At 71.9% G+C, this 18,248-nt stretch carries 15 protein-coding genes; 9 read left to right on the forward strand and 6 right to left on the reverse strand.

Annotated features, from left to right (window positions below; genetic code table 11):
* Positions 1–4: 4 nt before the first annotated feature.
* Complete coding sequence (locus FK530_RS02040) at positions 5–775, reverse strand: SDR family oxidoreductase (RefSeq protein WP_146485307.1); 771 nt, start codon at positions 773–775, stop codon at positions 5–7.
* A gap of 9 nt (positions 776–784) precedes the next feature.
* Positions 785–2,248, reverse strand: coding sequence for an MFS transporter (locus FK530_RS02045; protein ID WP_146485308.1), 1,464 nt, complete (start codon positions 2,246–2,248; stop codon positions 785–787).
* A 189-nt stretch (positions 2,249–2,437) separates the two neighbouring features.
* Between FK530_RS02045 and FK530_RS02050 the strand changes: the two genes are divergently transcribed.
* Positions 2,438–3,910, forward strand: a complete 1,473-nt coding sequence (locus tag FK530_RS02050) for an amino acid permease (protein WP_146485309.1) — start codon at positions 2,438–2,440, stop codon at positions 3,908–3,910.
* A 3-nt stretch (positions 3,911–3,913) separates the two neighbouring features.
* On the opposite strand, the gene dinB is transcribed toward FK530_RS02050, so the two are convergent.
* Positions 3,914–5,125: a DNA polymerase IV gene (gene dinB, locus FK530_RS02055; protein ID WP_146485310.1), complete on the reverse strand. Its 1,212-nt coding sequence runs from the start codon at positions 5,123–5,125 to the stop codon at positions 3,914–3,916.
* Positions 5,126–5,331: 206 nt separating this feature from the next.
* Between dinB and FK530_RS02060 the strand changes: the two genes are divergently transcribed.
* From FK530_RS02060 to FK530_RS02090, 7 genes are all read left to right on the forward strand, one after another.
* On the forward strand, positions 5,332–6,426 hold the full coding sequence (locus FK530_RS02060; RefSeq protein WP_146485311.1) for an alcohol dehydrogenase family protein: 1,095 nt from the start codon (positions 5,332–5,334) through the stop codon (positions 6,424–6,426).
* Entirely contained in the window at positions 6,413–7,450 is a 1,038-nt protein-coding gene (locus FK530_RS02065) for a proline racemase family protein (protein WP_231706457.1), read from the forward strand. The genes FK530_RS02060 and FK530_RS02065 overlap by 14 nt, the downstream gene beginning before the upstream one ends.
* Positions 7,451–7,530: 80 nt before the next feature.
* Positions 7,531–9,405 carry an SDR family oxidoreductase gene (locus FK530_RS02070; protein ID WP_146485312.1) on the forward strand — a complete coding sequence of 625 codons (1,875 nt, stop codon included), beginning with the start codon at positions 7,531–7,533 and terminating at the stop codon, positions 9,403–9,405.
* Positions 9,406–9,495: 90 nt separating this feature from the next.
* Positions 9,496–10,434, forward strand: coding sequence for an ABC transporter permease (locus tag FK530_RS02075; RefSeq protein ID WP_231706458.1), 939 nt, complete (start codon positions 9,496–9,498; stop codon positions 10,432–10,434).
* On the forward strand, positions 10,431–11,222 hold the full coding sequence (locus tag FK530_RS02080) for an ABC transporter permease (RefSeq protein ID WP_146485313.1): 792 nt from the start codon (positions 10,431–10,433) through the stop codon (positions 11,220–11,222). The genes FK530_RS02075 and FK530_RS02080 overlap by 4 nt, the downstream gene beginning before the upstream one ends.
* Positions 11,219–12,772: an ATP-binding cassette domain-containing protein gene (locus tag FK530_RS02085; RefSeq protein WP_146485314.1), complete on the forward strand. Its 1,554-nt coding sequence runs from the start codon at positions 11,219–11,221 to the stop codon at positions 12,770–12,772. The genes FK530_RS02080 and FK530_RS02085 overlap by 4 nt, the downstream gene beginning before the upstream one ends.
* On the forward strand, positions 12,769–14,310 hold the full coding sequence (locus tag FK530_RS02090; protein WP_146485315.1) for an ABC transporter substrate-binding protein: 1,542 nt from the start codon (positions 12,769–12,771) through the stop codon (positions 14,308–14,310). The genes FK530_RS02085 and FK530_RS02090 overlap by 4 nt, the downstream gene beginning before the upstream one ends.
* On the opposite strand, the gene FK530_RS02095 is transcribed toward FK530_RS02090, so the two are convergent.
* Together FK530_RS02095 and FK530_RS02100 are read right to left on the reverse strand one after the other, a co-directional pair.
* The gene (locus tag FK530_RS02095) at positions 14,311–14,997 is read right to left on the reverse strand and encodes a response regulator (protein WP_146485316.1); all 687 of its coding nucleotides are present in this window, start codon (positions 14,995–14,997) and stop codon (positions 14,311–14,313) included. It abuts the gene before it with no gap.
* Entirely contained in the window at positions 14,994–16,547 is a 1,554-nt protein-coding gene (locus FK530_RS02100; RefSeq protein ID WP_231706459.1) for a sensor histidine kinase, read from the reverse strand. Before FK530_RS02100 ends, FK530_RS02095 begins: the two co-directional genes overlap by 4 nt.
* Before the next feature lie 98 nt (positions 16,548–16,645).
* On the opposite strand from FK530_RS02100, the gene FK530_RS02105 reads away from it, so the two are divergent.
* On the forward strand, positions 16,646–17,986 hold the full coding sequence (locus FK530_RS02105; RefSeq protein ID WP_316250478.1) for a cation:dicarboxylate symporter family transporter: 1,341 nt from the start codon (positions 16,646–16,648) through the stop codon (positions 17,984–17,986).
* A gap of 38 nt (positions 17,987–18,024) precedes the next feature.
* Here FK530_RS02105 and FK530_RS25735 read toward each other — a convergent pair whose 3' ends face one another.
* Positions 18,025–18,198 carry a hypothetical protein gene (locus FK530_RS25735; RefSeq protein WP_158645007.1) on the reverse strand — a complete coding sequence of 58 codons (174 nt, stop codon included), beginning with the start codon at positions 18,196–18,198 and terminating at the stop codon, positions 18,025–18,027.
* Between the last annotated feature and the right edge of the window lie 50 nt (positions 18,199–18,248).

Below are 18,248 nucleotides of genomic sequence, written 5' to 3' on the forward strand. Positions count from 1 at the left end.
CCCCTCATACGACGGCCGTCATGCCGCCGTCGACGTACAGGATCTGCCCGTTGACGAACGCGGACGCCCCGGAGGCGAGGAAGACCAACGGCCCCACCAGATCCGCGACGTCGCCCCAGCGGGCGGCCGGGGTGCGGTCGGCCACCCACGCCGAGAACGCGGCGTCGTCGACCAGGGCCTGCGTCAGCTCGGTCGCGAAGTAGCCGGGGGCGAGCGCGTTGGCCGTGATGCCGTGCGGCGCGAGTTCGGCGCACAGGCCCTTGGTCAGCATGACGATGCCGCCCTTGGTCGCCGCGTAGGGCGTGATGTTCGGCCGGGCGAGCTGCGACTGCACCGAGCCGACGTTGACGATCCTGCCGCTGCCGCGCGCGATCATGCCTGTCGCGACGCGCTTGGCGACGAGGAAGGCACTCGTGAGGTTGGTCGCGAGAAGCGCGTTCCAGTCGGCGGCGGGGAACTCGGTGAGCGGGTGCCGGATCTGCATCCCCGCGTTGTTGACCAGGATGTCCGGAGTACCGTGCGCGGCCTCGATCGCGCCGATCGCGGCGTCGACGGCGGCCTCGTCGGTCACGTCGAAGGCCGTGGCGTGCGCGGGGTGCCCGGTGGTGATCTCCGCGGCGACCCGCCGCGCGGCCTCCGGATCGCGGCCGTGCACGATCACGGTCGCGCCGGCGGCGGAGAGCCCCTCGGCGAGCCGCCGGCCGATGCCGCGGGTGCTGCCGGTGACCAGCGCGGTGCGGCCGGTGAGGTCGAAAGCGGAGGTGTCGCTGGGCATGGCGGCCTTTCAGTGCGCTGCGGACGGTGCGGGTGCCGCGGTGGGCGTGGACACGGCGGCGGGGGAGGGGAAGTCGAGCGTGCTCAGCGCGGCGGTGCCCGGCACGGCGTATCCCGTTCCGGCCTCGGCGTCCGAGATCTTGACCGCGTCGTCGGTGCGCGTGAGGTCCCGGCCCACCGTCTCGGGGAGGAGGAAGGTGCTCGCGGCGGTGATGGTGCACAGCGCCACCATGTACAGGCCGAGGACCAGCCAATTCCCGTGGGTGACCTTGATCAGGTAGGCGCCGAGCACCCCGGCCACACCGCCGGCGAGGACGGCCGAGATCTCGCGGGCCATCGCCACGCCCAGGTAGCGGTGGCGCGCGCCGAACATCTCGGGGATCAGTGCGCACTGCGGACCGAGCATCGAGTTCACGCCCACGCCGATGCCGATCGCGATGACGGCGACCGCGACGGCGTGGTTGTGCAGGGTCAGTGCCCACCAGGCGGGCAGCGCGTAGACGAGGAGGAACAGGGCGCCGGCCCGGTAGACGATCCGGCGGCCGAACCGGTCCGAGAGGTGCCCGGTGAACGGGACGGAGAAGACCCCGATGAGCGAGCCGATCGTGACGCCCCAAGTGAGCACGCCCTTGTCGGCGCCGGGGCCGGTCACGCTCACGAAGAAGGACAATGCCAGTGCCTGGAACATGTACGAGCCGCCGTTCTCCGCCATCCGCAGGCCGATGCCCACGAGGACGCCGGGGAATCCGTGCTTGAACAGCTCGCGCACGGGCTTGTCGGCGACCTGCTCCTGCTTCTCCAACTCGACGAAGGTCGGCGTCTCCTGCAGCTTCATCCGGATCGCAACAGCCAGCAGGATCAGCAGGAAGGAGGAGAGGAACGGCACGCGCCAGCCCCAACTGAGCATGGCCTCCTCGGGCAGCATGCTGATGAGGGTGAACACCAGCGCGGCGAGCAGCGTGCCGGCCTGGATGCCGATGAACGGCAGCGCCGAGAAGAATCCGCGGCGTTTCACCGGCGCGTACTCGGCCATGAGCACCGTCGAGCCGGCCTGCTCGGCGCCGGCGCCGAAGCCCTGGAGCAGGCGCAGCGCCACCAGCATGATCGGCGCCCAGATCCCGATCGACTCGTACGTGGGCAGCAGGCCGATCAGGGTCGAGGCGCCGCCCATCAGCATGATCGTGATGACCAGGACCGCCTTGCGGCCCACCTTGTCGCCGAGGCGACCGAAGAACAGGCCGCCGAACGGGCGGGCGGCGAAGCCGACGCCGAAGGTCGCGAAGGCCGCCACCGTCGCCATCGCCGGGTCGCCCTGCGGGAAGAACAGCACGTTGAAGATCAGGGCGGTGGAGAGGCCGTACAGCGCGAAGTCGAAGTACTCGAGGGCGCTGCCGATGCTGGAGGCCAGGGTCGCGCGCGTGAGGTTCGCGGCGTACTCGGGGTCCTGTTCGGGCGAGGTGGTGGTGGTCGACAACGGCGTCTCCTTCGAACCATCGGCTCGTGACCGGCGTCACATCCGATGTCTCGAAGCTAACACTAGATCGAACGGTGTACAACCAGCTGAACGATTTCGTGGAGCAGGAGTGCGCCCGCCGCGGCCTTCGGGGCCGCCGCGGCTCCCGAGTGAACCAGGACTCACCGGGATCGGTTAGTGTCCCGAATCATGACCACCTCACCTGCGGCACCGTCGGACCCGGAGGAGGGTGAGCACCTCACCCGAGCCCTGAGCAATCGCCACATCCAGCTCATCGCCATCGGCGGCGCGATCGGCACCGGACTGTTCATGGGCTCCGGCAAGACGATCTCGGTCGCCGGGCCGTCGGTGATCCTCGTGTACATGGTGATCGGCTTCATGCTGTACTTCGTCATGCGCGCGATGGGCGAGCTGCTGCTCAGCCGCACCGGCTACCGCAACTTCTCCGACTTCGCCGGCGACATCCTCGGCCCGTGGGCCGCGCACTTCACCGGATGGACCTACTGGTTCTGCTGGGTCGTGACCGCGGTGGCCGACGTGGTGGTCATCGCATCGGTCTACATCACCTTCTGGGCCAAGGACATTCCGCCGTGGATCCCCGCGGTCGCGGTGATAGTGCTGCTGATCGGCCTCAACCTGCCGACGGTCCGGGCCTTCGGCGAGACCGAGTTCTGGTTCGCCATGATCAAGATCGTCGCCATCGTCGCGCTCATCATCGTCGGCGCGGTGCTCATCCTCACCGGCTTCGAGCACGACGGCGCCCGCGCCTCGCTCGCGAACCTGTGGGAGCACGGCGGCGTCTTCCCGCAGGGCTTCATGGGTTTCGTGGCGGGCTTCCAGATCGCGGTCTTCGCCTTCGTCGGCATCGAGCTCGTGGGCACCGCGGCGGCCGAGACCAAGAATCCCGAGAAGAACCTGCCCCGCGCGATCAACGCCATCCCGATCCGGATTCTGCTGTTCTACGTCGGCTCGCTCGTGATCCTCATGTCCGTGGTGCCGTGGGACCGGTTCAGCAAGGACGAGTCCCCGTTCGTCATGCTCTTCACGCTCGCCGGGCTCGGCGCCGCCGCGCACCTGGTGAACGCGGTCGTGCTGACCTCGGCCATGTCGTCCGCGAACTCGGGCATCTACTCCACCTCGCGCATGGTCTACGGCCTGGCGACCGAGGGCGACGCCCCCAGGATCTTCGCGAAGCTCTCCGGCCGCAAGGTGCCCCAGAACGCCCTCTTCCTCACGGGCGTGATGATGCTGTCGTCGGTGGTGCTGCTCGGCTTCGGCCTCGACAAGTCGGCCGGCTTCACCGTGGTCACCACGGTCTCGTCGCTGTGCTTCATGTTCGTGTGGACCATCATCCTGGTCAGCTACCTCGTCTACCGCTGGCGCCGGCCGCAGCTGCACGCGGAGAGCGCCTTCAAGATGCCCCTCGGCACCGTAATGCCGTGGATCGTCTTCGCGTTCTTCCTCTTCCTGCTCTGGGCCTTCACCCGCGAGACCGACACGCTGCAGGCCATGCTGGTCACGCCGATCTGGTTCCTCATCGTCGGCGCCGCGTACCTCGTGCTGCGCCGCAACCCGGAGCACCTCGCCGCGCGTCGGGCTTTCGCCGCCCGCGTCGTGGAGGAGAAGAAGGCCGCCGCGCAGTGGCGGGCCGCGCAGCGCTGATCCTCAGTCCTGCTCGGCGAGCATCGGCGCGTCCGGTCCCAGTGGGCGGTGCAGGAGCGAGCCGCGGGTGACCGCGGCTCGACCGAACCGGTGGCGCAGGGAGTCCATGGCCTGGTCGAGATCGGCGTCGTGCTCACCGCCGTCGAAGGGCAGTGCGAGCTGCACCGCCCCGTGGTTCTCCAGGTTCGCCAGCGACAGCCCGACCAGTGTGCAGCCGCGCTCGCGGACCAACGGCATGGCCTCGTCGAGCAGCGCGCGGGCCGTCGCGAGCACGATCTCCGTCTGATCAGTCGGTTCGCGGAGCGAACGTGACCGGGTCACCGCGGTGAAATCGTCGAACCGCAGCCGCAGTTCGACGGTCCGCGTGACGCGCCCGGCGGCCCGCAGCCGCTCGCCCAGGCGGTCCACTATCGCGAGCGCGGTGCCCTCGATCTCGGCCTCCGACTTCGTCCGCCGCCCCAGCGCCCGCTGGGCGCCGATCGACCTGCGCCGCCGCCCGGTGTCGACGCGGCGCGGGTCGTGCGCCATCGCCAGCGCGTAGAGGTGGCGCGCGGTACCGCGCCCGAGGAAGGCGGCGAGGCGGTGCTCTCCGAGCTCCGCGATCTGCCCGACGGTGACGATCCCGACTTCGTGCAGGCGCGCCTCGGTCTTAGGGCCCACGCCCCACAGGCGCCGCACCGGGAGGGGGTGCAGGAACTGCAGCTCGGTGCCGGGCGCGACCTCCAGCAGCCCGTCGGGTTTGCCGACGGCACTCGCCACCTTCGCCAGGAACTTGCTGCGCGCGACGCCGACGGTGATCGGTAGCCCGACCTCGGCGCGCACCCGCTCGCGCAGCCGTGCCGCGATCTGCACGGGAGTGCCGCGGATGGCGCGGAGGCCGCCCACGTCGAGGAAGGCCTCGTCGACCGACAGCCCCTCCACCAGCGGGGTGGTGTCCCGGAAGATCTCGAAGACGCGGCGGCTCGCCTCCATGTACGCGTCGAACCGGGGCGGCTGGGTGATCGCGAAGGGGGCGAGCGCGAGGGCCTCGCGGTGCGGCATGGGGGAGCGCACGCCCTTCGCCTTCGCCTCGTAGCTCGCGGCGAGCACGACGCCCGAGCCCACGAGGACCGGGCGGCCCCGCAGCCACGGGTGGTCGCGCTGCTCGACCGAGGCGTAGAAGGAATCGAGATCGGCGTGCAGGATCGACGCCTCTGCCCGCACGTCCATCCGCATGGCCGCAGTATCGCGCCCGGGTCCGACAAGTGGCCCGATCCACATCAAGATGTGCGCACGACCGTGCACAACTCGGTGGGACGCATCCCGGGCGGACGGCGGCGCGGCGAATCCGTAGCCGAGGTCACGGAACGGCGGACGGGGGCCGCCGGGCGTGGCAGCATCGAAGTATGGAGTCATCAGATCGATCCGGTGCTCCTGCGACGATGAGGGCCGTGCAACTCCTCGCCCACGGCGGGTTGGACAACCTCGTCTACCGCGAGGACGTACCCCGGCCCAGCCCCGCCCCCGGCGAGGTGCTCATCGATGTCCACGCCTGCGGCATGAACAACACGGACGTGTGGGTGCGCGAGGGCGCGTACGGCACGGAGGTCGACCCCGGGTCGGTGTCCACGTGGCGGCGCGGCCGATCGACGCTCAGCTTCCCGCGGATCCAGGGCGCCGACATCGTCGGGCGGATCGCCGCCGTCGGCGAGGGCGTCGACCCGGGGCGCGTGGGCGAGCGCGTCCTGGTGGATTTCAGCATCTACAACCGGCCCGAGGGCGACGAGAGCCTGGCCGACATCGACTACATCGGCCACGGCCGCGACGGCGGCTACGCCGAATTCGTCACGGTCCCCACGGAGAACGCCCATCCCGTCGACTCCGCGATGACCGACGCCGAGCTCGCGACCTTCTGCTGCGCGTACCTCACGGCGGAACAGATGCTCGACCGGGCGCGGCTCGCGCGCGGCGAGAACGTCCTCGTGACCGGGGCCTCGGGCGGCGTCGGATCGGCGATCCTGCAGCTCGCCAGGGTCCGGGGCGCGGTCCCCTACGCGGTCTCGAGCCGCGGTAAGGAGCAGGCGCTGCTCGACATCGGGGCCGAGCGGGTCGTCGCGCGCGACGGCGGCGGCGAGCTGATCGACGAGGTCGCGCGCGCGGTCGACGGGCCCGTCGACGTGGTCGCCGACCTCGTCGCCGGTCCGATGTTCAACGACCTGCTGCGGATCCTGCGCCCCGAGGGGCGCTACACCACCGCGGGCGCGATCGGCGGCGCCGTGGTGCAGCTCGATCTGCGGACGATGTACCTGAAGCAGCTCGAGTTGCACGGTTCGTCGCAGGGCACGCGCACGGCCTTCCGCAGGCTGCTCGGGTACATCGAATCGGGCGCGATCCGCCCGCTGCTGCACGGCACGTACCGACTGTCGCGGCTGCGGGAGGCCCAGCGGGAGTTCATGGCGAAGTCGTACGTGGGGAACCTCGTGGTCGTCCCCGACCGGCATTGGGACCGGGTGGGGGCGCCCCATGCTGCGGCGTGAGTGCTCGCTCGAGCTGATCGACACCCAGTCGGGCGGCGACGTCAGCCGGATCGTCGTCGCCGGGATCGGTCCGATCCCCGGGGCGACGGTGCGCGAGAAGGCCCGGTACCTGCAGGACGAGGGCGATGGGCTGCGGCGCCTGCTGCTCTCGGAACCGTACGGCGACCCGGCGATGTCGGTCGACCTGATCGTGGAACCGGGCCACGCCGAGGCGCAGGCCGGGTACATCATCATGGAGGCCATGGGCTATCCGATGTACTCGGGTTCCAACACGATCTGCACGGCGACGGCGCTGTTGCAGAGCGGCGCGATCCCGATGCGGGAGGGCGCCCAGGACGTGGTCCTGGAATCGCCCGCCGGGCTGGCCAGGATCCGGGCCGAGGTACGGGACGGGCGCGTGGAATCGATCACGACGCAGGGGGAGCCGGCGTACGTCGCGCGGGAGGGGCTCTCCGTCGACGTCCCGTACTACGGCACCGTCGGCTTCGACCTGGTGTGGAGCGGCGCCTATTACGCGGTGATCGACGCGCGGGCCCACGATTTCACGCTCGGCTCCGAGGAGCAGATCGCCCTGACCGCGTTCGGCGACGCGTTCGTGCGGGCGGCGCGACCGGACCTGCTTCAGGAGCATCCCGACCTGGGTGACGTCGGGCCGCTGTCGTTCGCGCACTTCACCGGTGACGTGCGCCGGATCGGCGACGGCCGGTTCGAGTCGCGGTCCGCGACCTACGTCCACCCGGGCGTCCTGTGTCGCAGCCCGACCGGGACGGGGACGTCGGCGCGGCTCGCGCTGATGCACCGCCGTGGCGAGATCGCCGAGGGGCAGTCGCTGGAGACGATCTCCCCGCGGGGGAATCGGTTCGTCGGTACTGTGCGCGCGGCCGGGCGGGTGGGCGAGTACGCGGCGCTGCACTCCGCCATCACCGGCCGCGGGCGGCTGATAGCGCACTCGCGACTGGTCGTCGACCTCGAGGACCCGCTCGTCGACGCCTCCGACCTGGAGAACCTGCTCACAGTGGAGTGACGGGGCTGGCGGAGAACTGACTCTGGAGTAAGGTTACTTCAAAGTCAGTTGCTTCTGAGCCTCCCAGAGGAGTCGCACCCATGAGTACGTACCTGATCACCGGCGCCACCGGATTCCTGGGCCGCCGCATCGTCCCCCTGCTGCTGGAACGTGATCCCGCCGCGACGGTGCACCTGCTGGTGCGCCCGTCGTCCGTGGCGAAGCTCGACGAATGGCGCGCGCGGTACGGCGACCGCGTCGTTCCCCTACCGGGCGACCTCGCCGCGCCGGGCCTGGGCATCGCCTCCGCCCCCGCGGCCGTCGACGCCGTCCTGCACCTCGGCGCGGTCTACGACATGTCCGCGGGCGACGAGGCGAACGACCGCGTCAACGTCGAGGGCACCCGCGCCGTGATCGAGCTCGCGCGGGCCGCGGGCGCCGAACTGCATCACGTCTCCTCCGTCGCCGTCGCCGGCGATCATCGGGGGAGCTTCGGCGAGGACGACTTCGATCTCGGCCAGGGGTTCCCGTCGCCGTACCACCGCACCAAGTTCGAGTCCGAGAAGCTGGTCCGCGAGGCGGAGGGCCTGCGTTGGCGTGTCTACCGGCCCGCCATCGTGGTCGGCGACTCGTGCACCGGTGAGATGGACAAGGTCGACGGCCCGTACTACTTCTTCCCCGTCTTCGACGCGCTGCGGCGGGTGCCCTCGATGGTCCCGATGGTGCTGCCGGACACCGGCGACACCAACGTGGTGCCGGTCGACTACGTCGCCGAGGCGCTCGTCGAGCTGCTGCTCCGGCCCCACGGGACGGGACGGACGTACCACCTGGTGAACCCGACCCCGCAGAGCGTCCTGGAGCTGTACCGCGCCATCGCCCGGCCCGCCGGCGCGCCCCGAGCGGTGGGCCGCGTTCCGCGCCGGGTGGTCGACCCCGCCCTCCGTGCCAGCGGTGCGGGCAAGGTCGGCGTCCTGCGCGACACCTTCCTCAAGCAGGCCGGCATCCCGCCCAAGGCGTTCGAGAACCTCGGCTTCACCGCCACGTACACCTCGCAGGCGACGCAGCACGCCCTGGAGGGAACAGGGATCGAGGTACCGCCGCTGCGGGAGTACGGCCCCCGGCTGTTCGGCTACTGGCGCGAGCAGCTCGACCCGGCCCGGCTCCGGCGCCGGGACCCGATCGCGGGGCGTCACGTCGTGGTCACGGGTGCGTCGGCGGGCATCGGCCGGCAGACCGCCATCGCCCTCGGCGCACAGGGTGCTCGAGTGATCCTGCTGGCACGCAACGCCACCGAGCTGGAGGGCGCCGTCGAGCAGGTCCGGGAGAGCGGCGGCGAGGCGTCCGCCTACGTGTGCGATGTGACCGACGCCGACGCGGTCGATGCGACCGTCGCGCGGATCCTCGCCGACCACGGCCACGTGGACTACCTCGTCAACAACGCCGGCAGGTCCATCCGGCGCTCGGTCAAGGCCTCGACGGGCCGGATGCACGACTTCGAGCGCACCATGGACGTCAACTATTTCGGCGCCGTCCGCATGATCCTCGCGCTGCTGCCGCACATGCGGGAGCGCGGTTTCGGGCACGTGGTGAACATCTCGAGCATCGGCGTGCTCGCCCGGGGGCCGCGGTTCGCGGCGTACGTCGCGAGCAAGGCGGCGCTCGACGCCTTCACCGACATCGCCGCGACCGAGCTGTTGTCGGACCACGTGACCTTCACCAACATCCACATGCCGCTCGTGCGGACCGAGATGATCGCCCCCACCGAGGCCTACGACGATGCGCGCGCCATCAGCCCCGAGAAGGCGGCCCGGATGATCATCCGCGCCCTGCGCGACCGTCCCACCCGGGTGAACACCCCGTTGGGCGTCGTCGGCGCGCTGGGCCGCTCGTTCACGCCGCGGATCACCCGCCGGATGCTGCACCAGGACTACCTGACCACGCGCGACTCCGCCGCCGCCAAGGGCGTCACCGTCTAGCGGGGAACGCCTGCGTTTCCGCTCACCGCGACCGGAACGCTCGCGCGCGCACCGAAGCCGGTGTTGACTGGCCCGGTGGGATGGGTGGCCGTGGGCAGACGTGTGGGTATCGCCGTGCTCACGCTCTTCCTCGCGTCGATCGTGATCTTCGCAGTGCTGCACGCCGTCCCGGGCGACCCCGCGGTGGCGCTGGCGGGCGCCGACGCGTCCCCGGCCACCCTCGCCGCTCTCCGGCAGGAGCTCGGCGTCGACCGGCCCCTGCTCACGCAGTACCTGCAGTGGCTGGGGGGAGCGCTCACCGGCGACCTCGGGCGGTCCTACGTGATCGGCGGGCGGATCGATGCGCTCGTGGCGGACGGGCTGCGGAACACCGCGGCCCTCGGCGCGACGGCCCTGGCCATCGCGGTGATCCTGGCGGCACTGCTCTCGTTCACGGCGGTCGCGGCGCGCCCGCGTTGGGTGCGCGCCGTGATCGCCGCCTTCGAGGTCATCGGCATCGCGGTTCCGCCCTTCGTGACCGGGGTGCTGCTCGTCGAGTTCTTCGCCGTGGTGTGGCCGGTGCTCCCGGCCGGCGGCACTCCGCCGCGCGGCTACGCCGACGATCCGTCGATCACCCTGCAGTACCTCCTCCTTCCCGCTGTCTGTCTCGCGGTCCCCGTCGCGTCGACGCTCACCAGGTTCTTCGCCGAGGCGCTCCGCACGGAGTGGGCGCGGCCCTACGTGCTCACCGCCCGGGCCGCGGGCGTACCGGCCGGACGGATCCTCGTGCGCGGTGCGGCCCGGAACGCCCTCCCGTCCGTGGTCACGGTTTTCGGCATCCAGGCGGGCCAGCTGCTCGGCTCCGCCGTTCTCGTGGAGGCGATCTTCGCGTGGCCCGGGCTGGGGCAGCTCCTCGGGCAGGGCATCGCGGCGCGGGACTACCCCGTGGTGCAGGCGGTGCTGCTGCTCGCCGTCACCGTGTTCATCGTCATCGCGCTCCTCACCGACCCGGCGCACCGCCTGCTGGATCCCACGAGGAGGTCGGCGTGACGCGGTCGCGCTCACTGCTCGCCGGAGCCGCGCTGCTCGCGCTCCTCGTCGTCCTCGGGATCGCGGCACCACTGCTCGCACCCGAGGACCCGCTCCGGCAGATCCCCGGCGCGAACCTGCTGCCGCCCGGCACCGCCCACCCGCTGGGCACCGACGATCTCGATCGCGACGTCCTGAGCCGGGTCCTGTACGGCATCCGCACGAGCCTGATCGTGATCTTCAGCGCCGTCCCGATCGCCGCGGTGGTCGGCGTCGCACTGGGGCTCGCGAGCACCGCGAACCGGACGGCCGACACGATCCTCGCCCGGGTCTCCGACGTCGTCCTGGCCTTCCCGGCGCTGATCCTCGCGATCCTGCTCACCGCCCTGCGCGGCCCGGGCACGGTCACCGTCGTGCTGGCCATCGCGGTGGCCGAGGCGCCGGTCTTCCTGCGGCTCACGCGCGCGGAGGTCCTGCGCCTGCGGGGCACGGCCTACGCGGAGGCCGCGCGCGTCGCCGGGGCATCGCCCGGCACCGTCCTCACCAAGCACGTGCTGCCCAACGCCCTGGAACCGCTCGCCGTCCAGGTGGCGCTCGCCCTCTCCCTCGGTGTCTTCGTCGAATCCGGATTGAGCTTCGTCGGGGTCGGCGTCCGGCCGCCCACCCCCTCGCTGGGTTCGGTCCTGGCGGGCGCGGTGAACAACTGGGACGCCAACGCGGCCTACGCCTGGGGGCCGCTGGTCGCGATCGTCGCCCTCTCGCTCGCGCTGCTGCTCATCGCCCGGGGCTTCGCGGGGGTCCGTCGATGACCGCGCCCCTGACCGTCACCGCGCTCACCATCACCGGTCCCGACGGCCGAGTCCTGCTCGACCGCCTCGACCTGACCGTCCCCGCGGGCTCGGTCACCGCCCTCGTCGGTGAGTCCGGGTCCGGGAAGACGCTCACCGGGCTCGCCGTCCTGGGCCTCCTGCCGCAGTCGCTGACGGCCACCGGCAGCATCGACCTCGGCGGTGAACAGGTGATCGGGCGCAGCGAGCACGCCCTGAGGGAGCTGCGCGGTACCCGCGCGGCCCTCGTCTTCCAGGAGCCGCAATCCGCACTCAATCCGGCGCAGCGCATCTGGCGGCAGATCCTCCAGGTGCTGCGCGCGCACCGCCGGGTGGGACGCGCCGAGGGGAGGCGGCGCGCCGTCGAGCTGCTCACCGACGTCGGCATTCCCGATGCGGACGATCGCGCCGACTGGTACCCGCACCAGCTCTCCGGCGGGCAGAAGCAGCGCGTCGTCATCGCTCTCGCGCTCGCTTCTGAACCGGCGCTCCTCATCGCCGACGAGCCCACCACGGCACTGGACGTCACGGTCCAGGCGCAGATCCTCGCGCTCCTTCGCGACCTGCGCGACCGGAAGGGCCTCGCGGTGCTGCTCATCTCGCACAACCTGGGCGTCGTGGCGGACCTCGCCGACAGCGTCACGGTCGTGCGTCGGGGCGAGACCGTCGAGGCCGCGCCGGTCGACGAGCTGTTCGCGCATCCGCGGGCCGCGTACACCCGCGAACTGCTCGCCGCCGTCCCGCGCCTCCCGGCCGCGGCCGCACCCGCACCGGTCCCGGCCGCGACGGAGCCGGTCGCCCGTGTCGAGGGCCTGCGCGTCGAATTCGACGGAACCACTGCGCTCGACGGTGTCGACCTCACGGTGGGACGTGGCGAAGTCGTGGGACTGGTCGGCGAATCAGGTTCCGGCAAGACGACTCTGGGCCGGGTGCTGCTCGGGCTCCAACGCGCCGATGCGGGGCTCGTCGATGTGCGGGCGACCCGGCTCGCGCTGATCCACCAGGACCCCTACGCTTCGCTCGATCCGCGCTGGGACGTCGGACGGATCGTGGTGGAGCCGATGCACATCGCCGGCGAACGCGACAACCGGATCCTGCGGGAGCGCGCCGCCGATCTGATCGACGCCGTACGCCTACCGGCCGACGTCCTGCGCCGCCGGCCCGCCGAGCTGAGCGGTGGGCAACGCCAGCGGGTGGCCTTCGCGCGGGCACTCGCGTCGGCGCCGGAGCTCCTGGTCGCGGACGAGCCGACGAGCGCCCTCGACGTCTCCGTGCAGGCGGGCGTCCTGAGCCTGTTCCGGGAGCTGCACGCCGAGTTCGGATTCGCCGCCGTGTTCGTCACCCACGATCTGGCGGTGGTGGGCGAGATCGCGGACCGCGCGGTGGTGCTGCGCCGCGGCCGCGTGGTCGAGGAGGGACCGGCGCGGGGCGTGCTGACGGCGCCGCGATCCGACTACACGCGCGACCTCGTCGCCGCCGTGCCGGTCCCGGACCCCGCGGTGCAGCGGGCGCGGCGGGAGGGAGACCGATGAGCGGGGTATCGCGGCGCGCGGTCCTGTTGGGAGCGCTGGGGATCGGAGCGGCCGGGGCCCTGTCGGGCTGCACGTCCGCGGTGCAGCAGGCGCGCGAGGCGAACGCCGCGCCCGGCACGGGCGGAGGAACCCTGGTGCTCGGGTCGCTGGCCGACATCGACCCGAAGTCGATCCACAGCCAGTCCGTCACGACGATGGCGATCGGCCTCCTGGTGTGGGACACGTTGATCCGCTACGACCGGCGCACGCGGACGCCCGAGCCCGCGGTGGCGCGCTCATGGGAGGCGGCGCCGGACGGCAGGAGCCTGACGCTGCGCCTGCGGGACGACGTCCGCTTCCACACCGGCCGCCCCTTCACGTCGAAGGACGTCGCGTACGCGGTCTCGGTGTACGCCTCCGACGCCGCGGGCTCGCAGCTGCAGGCGGCGGCGAAGGCGGTGACGGTGGTCGACACCCCGGACCCCCACACCGCGGTGCTGCGCTTCGCCGCCCCGCCGCCGAACGTCTTCGATCTGCTGGAGTTCATGCTGCTCGTGGACGCCGAGTCCGCCGCGGAGCTGCGCGCGGGAACGAATCTCGTCGGCACGGGTCCGTTCCGGTTCGACGGCCGCGAGGTCGGGACGAGCGTGCGGTTCCGCCGCGTCGACGACCACTGGCGCGGCCCGGCGCGCCTCGACGGCGTCACCCTGCGGGTGGTTCGCGACCCCGGCGCGCTGCTCACGTCGATCCGCGCCGGCCAGTCGGACCTCGTCCTCGACGCCGCGCCCCGCGCGCTGCGGCAGTTCCGCGACGAATCGCTGTACCGCATCACGACCGGTGACGTCGAGGACGCCGCCTACTACGTGGGCGCTAATGTCGCCGCGCCTGACCTGGCGGACAAGCGCGTGCGGCAGGCGATCTCGTACGCGGTCGACCGGGACCGGATCGCGGCGGAGGTGTTCGCCGGTACGGCGGTCGCGAGTGCGGCGCCGTGGGCGGACACCTCTCCCGCATACGATGCCGCAGCCGCCGCGCGCTACCGGAAGGACACCGGCCGCGCGCGTGCTCTGCTCGCCGAGGCGGGCGGGCCGCGCCCGCTCACCCTGAGCTACCCGACCGGTCTTGCGGCCGCACCGTCGATCGCCGCGATCGTGCAGAACGACCTCGCGCAGGTGGGGATCGCAGTCGACCTCGACCCCCGGGAGCAGGCGGCGTTCTCGCCGTTCCTCAAGTCCGGTCGGCACCAGCTGTGGGTGGGCCCGCACGGCTTCGGCCAGTCCGATCCGCTCACTCTCGCCGCCGGCGCCGCGCCCTTCAAGCCGAAGGGGAACCTGTCGGGCTTCTCGACAGCGGAGTACACCGCCCTGGTCGGACGTCTGGGGGAAGCCGGCCCGGCCCGGTCCGCGGTCCTGCACGAGTACACCGAGTACCTGCTGGATCAGCAGTTCATCATCGACCTGGTGGTCTCACCGGCCACGTACGTCGCGCCCGCGCGGGTCAAGGGCCTGGACTGGAACCTCTACAAGTACGTGGATCTGCACGGCGTCACGATCCGCTGATCACAGCCAGCGGTAGCGCACCTCCGGGCGGCCGCGGCCGCCGTACTCGGTGACCCGCTCGCACAGCCGGTCGTCCGCGAGGCGCTCGAGGTAGCGCCACGCGGTCACCCGCGACATCCCGGTCCGCGCGGCGACGTCGGCGGCGCCGAGCGGACCGTCCGCGTGCCGCAGTGCGCCGGTGACGGCCTCCAGGGTCGACGGTGCCAGCCCCTTCGGCGCCGTCGTCGCCGCGGGTGCCTCCCGCAGCGCCGCGAAGGCGGCGTCCACCTCGCGCTGCCCCACGTCGCCGCCGCCCAGCGCATCACGGAAGGACAGGTACCGGCGCAGCCGGTCCGCGAAGGCGGCGAAGGTGAAGGGCTTGATCAGGTACAGGATCGCGCCGCTCGCCATCGCGCCGCGCACGGTCTCCATGTCCCGCGCCGAGGTGATCACCATGACGTCGGGCCGCGGGCGGACGCCTGCGAGGTCGGCGGCGAGGTCGAGGCCGCTGCGGTCCGGCAGCCCCACGTCCGCGAGCACCAGGTCGACGGCCGGGCCGGCGACGGCGGACCGTCGGACCTCCTGCAGCGCTGCGCCCGCCGTGCCCACGACGCCGACCAGCTCGAAACCGTCCACGCGCCGGACGTATTCGGCGTGCGCGCGGGCGATCTGCGGCTCGTCGTCGACCACCAGCACCCGGATCGTCATCGCTCTCCTTCCGGGAGGCGCACCGTCACCGTCGACGGCGCGCGCTCCGCCTCGATCGTGCCACCCGCCTGGCGGACGACCTGGTCGACCAGCGCGAGCCCGAGCCCGCCGCCGTGCAGCCGGCCGCTGCGGTCCTTCGTCGAGTAGCCGCGTTCCCGGGCCCGGGCGAACTCGTCGGCGGACATGCCCGGGCCGCTGTCGGCGACCCGCAACTCCCAGGCCCGGCCGGGGTTCGACGCCGAGAGTTCGACCCAGCCGCCGGGACCCGCGGCGTCGATCGCGTTGTCCACCAGGTTGCCCAGGAGGGTGAGCAACTGGACGTCGGGGAGCGGCGCCCGGGCGAGGTCCGTGCCCTCCGCCACGGTGAGCTCGACGTCGAGCGCGGACGCCGCTGCGGTCTTCGCGACGAGCAGCGCGACGGCGGACGGCGCGGGGTCCCCCGCGAGGCGGTCGATCAACTCCTGGGAGGAGGAGCGGTCGGCGACGGCGAGGTCCGCGGCGGCGGCCTCCTCGCCGAGCTCGATCATGGTGACCACGGAGTGCAGCCGGTTGGCGTGCTCGTGCGCCTGGGCGCTGAGCGCGTCGGCGAGGGACCGGGCGGTGTCGAGCTCCCCGAGGACCGTCTGCAGTTCGGTGCGGTCGCGCACCGTGAGGACGGTCCCGAGCGGACCGGTGGGCCCGGCGACCGGGCGGCGGTTCACGAGCAGTACGCGGTTGCCGGTCACGTGCAGTTCGTCCTCGACATCGGTGGCGCCGCGCAGGGACGCCGGGAGGTCGTCCTGTCCGACGTCGCCGTCCGGGAGTGCGAGGAGTCGGCGGGCCTCGTCGTTGACCACCCGGGCCGGGCCGTCCGGGGCGTCGGCGTCGAAGACGATGAGGCCCTCGGAGAGCGTGTGCAGGACGGCGTCGTGATGCTCGTACAGGCCGCGCAGGTCGTGCGCCGAGAGCCCCAGGGTCTGCCGCCGCAGCCGCCGCTGCGCGAGCGCGGACAGCGCCACCAGGAGCAGCAGCGCGGCCGCGACCACCGTGAGGATGCGCGGCAGCGCGTCGCGGACCTGATCCCCGAGCCGGGCCCGCGTGACACCCGCGGAGACGAGCCCGACGAGCGAACCGGAGGCGTCGTGCACGGGCGTCACGGTGCGGATCGACGGGCCCAGGCTGCCGGCGTAGGTCTCCGTGAAGGTCTCACCCGCGAGCGCCCGGTCGATGGTCCCGGTGAACTTCCCTCCGATCAGCGCGGGATCGGCGTGGCTCAGGCGCGTGCGATCCGGCCGCATCACCACCACGAAGTCGAGGCCGCCGAGGGCGCCGACCCGCTCCGCGACGGGTTGCATCACCGCCGGCCCGTCGGGGGCGGCGAGCGCCGCCACCGTCGACGGCGACGCGGCGAGTGCCACCGCGGCGGCGCGGGTCTGCGCCCGGGCGGTGCGGTCACCGTCGTCCCGGGCCTGCGTCACGACCAGCCACGACGCGCCCACGGCGATCGTCAGCAGGATCGCGACCTGGGTCAGGAAGGACTGGGCGGCGACGCTGCGTGCTCTGTTCCTCACAGTGAAGACGTTTACACAATGAACACAAGCTGTGCTGCAGGTCACAGTTCTCGCAGTATCGATCCAGGCTTTCAGCCCCATCGATCGAGGAGGACCCCGTGGCGGCTCAAGGAAAACGCGACCGGACGCACTGGTTGTACATCGCGGTGATCGTCGCCGTCGTGGCCGGTGTGATCGTGGGCCTGGTGGCCCCCGAGTTCGGCAAGGGGCTCAAGCCCCTCGGCGACCTGTTCGTCAGCCTGATCAAGATGATGATCAGCCCGGTGATCTTCTGCACCATCGTGCTCGGGATCGGGTCGGTGCGGGCCGCGGCGTCGGTCGGGAAGATCGGCGGCCTCGCGCTCGGCTACTTCATCGGCATGTCCACGTTCGCGCTCGGCATCGGCATCGTGGTGGGCAATCTGCTCAAGCCCGGCACGGGTCTCGGCATCCACGCGGACCCGACCGTCGGCGCGAAGTACGCCGACCAGGCGCACGCCGCGGGCGGCACCTGGGGCTTCATCCAGGGCATCGTGCCCGAGACGCTGTTCTCCGCGCTCACCGCCGGCAGCGTGCTGCAGGCCCTCTTCGTGGCGCTGCTCGTCGGCTTCGCGCTGCAGGCCATGGGGCCGGCGGGCGAGCCGGTCGTGCGGGCGATCGGTGTTCTGCAGAAGCTGGTCTTCCGGGTACTGGTGATGGTGCTCTGGCTCGCGCCGGTGGGCGCCTTCGGGGCCATGGCCGCCGTCGTCGGCGCGACGGGCTTCGACGCGGTCATCCAGCTCGGTTGGCTGATGCTCGCCTTCTACATCACCTGCGCGCTGTTCGTCTTCGTCGTCCTGGGATCGCTGCTCCGCTTCGTCACGGGCCTGTCGGTGTTCAAGCTGGCCCGGTACCTGGGCCGCGAATACCTGCTCATCGTCGCCACCAGCTCGAGCGAATCCGCCCTGCCGCGCCTCATCGCCAAGATGGAGCACGCGGGCGTGGAGAAGACGACGGTCGGCATCGTGGTGCCCACCGGCTACTCCTTCAACCTCGACGGCACCGCCATCTACCTGACCATGGCCTCGCTGTTCATCGCCGACGCCATGGGCTCGCCGCTCAGCTACGCCGAGCAGTTCTCCCTGCTGCTGTTCATGATGATCGCCTCCAAGGGCGCCGCGGGCGTCACGGGCGCCGGCCTCGCGACGCTGGCCGGCGGCCTGCAGAGCCACCGCCCCGAGCTGCTCGGCGGCGTCAGCGTGATCGTCGGCATCGACCGGTTCATGTCCGAGGCCCGCGCGCTCACCAACTTCTCGGGCAACGCGATCGCCACGCTGCTCATCGGCAAGTGGACCTCGACGGTCGACCTGGCGCAGACGCAGCGCGTGCTGGACAAGCAGGACCCGTTCGACGAGGCGACGATGGTCGACGACCACGCCGCCGAGGAGCCCGCCGACGCGAAGTCGGTCGCCGCGCACTGACCTTCTGCCGCAGCCGAAGCCGTCCCGACCGTCCGCGGTCAGGACGGCTTCAGCTGCTGTGCGAGGTCGCGCGCCTGCTGTTCGGTGCAGCCGCCCGCCCGGGTGTCGGCGTCGTCGAACTGGATCGTGACGAGCCACTGTCCGGACTGCTGGGCGACGCTCGCGTCCACCGCCGGCGAGCGCGTCACCGACGGGCCGAGCCGGTAGAGCATCGACCGCGGTCCGGAGCCCTCCTCGGTGCGCCGTGCCCCGGGGTAGGAGC

The organism is Tsukamurella conjunctivitidis, assembly GCF_007858475.1.
Lineage (GTDB): Bacteria > Actinomycetota > Actinomycetes > Mycobacteriales > Mycobacteriaceae > Tsukamurella > Tsukamurella conjunctivitidis.

Excerpts from the sequence above, each read along its gene's own strand:
- FK530_RS02040 (WP_146485307.1), bottom strand. The coding sequence starts at position 775 with ATGCCCAGCGACACCTCCGCTTTCGACCTCACCGGCCGCACCGCGCTG.
- FK530_RS02050 (WP_146485309.1), top strand. The coding sequence starts at position 2,438 with ATGACCACCTCACCTGCGGCACCGTCGGACCCGGAGGAGGGTGAGCAC.
- dinB (WP_146485310.1), bottom strand. The coding sequence starts at position 5,125 with ATGCGGATGGACGTGCGGGCAGAGGCGTCGATCCTGCACGCCGATCTC.
- FK530_RS02060 (WP_146485311.1), top strand. The coding sequence starts at position 5,332 with ATGAGGGCCGTGCAACTCCTCGCCCACGGCGGGTTGGACAACCTCGTC.
- FK530_RS02065 (WP_231706457.1), top strand. The coding sequence starts at position 6,413 with ATGCTGCGGCGTGAGTGCTCGCTCGAGCTGATCGACACCCAGTCGGGC.
- FK530_RS02070 (WP_146485312.1), top strand. The coding sequence starts at position 7,531 with ATGAGTACGTACCTGATCACCGGCGCCACCGGATTCCTGGGCCGCCGC.
- FK530_RS02085 (WP_146485314.1), top strand. The coding sequence starts at position 11,219 with ATGACCGCGCCCCTGACCGTCACCGCGCTCACCATCACCGGTCCCGAC.
- FK530_RS02090 (WP_146485315.1), top strand. The coding sequence starts at position 12,769 with ATGAGCGGGGTATCGCGGCGCGCGGTCCTGTTGGGAGCGCTGGGGATC.
- FK530_RS02095 (WP_146485316.1), bottom strand. The coding sequence starts at position 14,997 with ATGACGATCCGGGTGCTGGTGGTCGACGACGAGCCGCAGATCGCCCGC.
- FK530_RS25735 (WP_158645007.1), bottom strand. The coding sequence starts at position 18,198 with ATGCTCTACCGGCTCGGCCCGTCGGTGACGCGCTCGCCGGCGGTGGAC.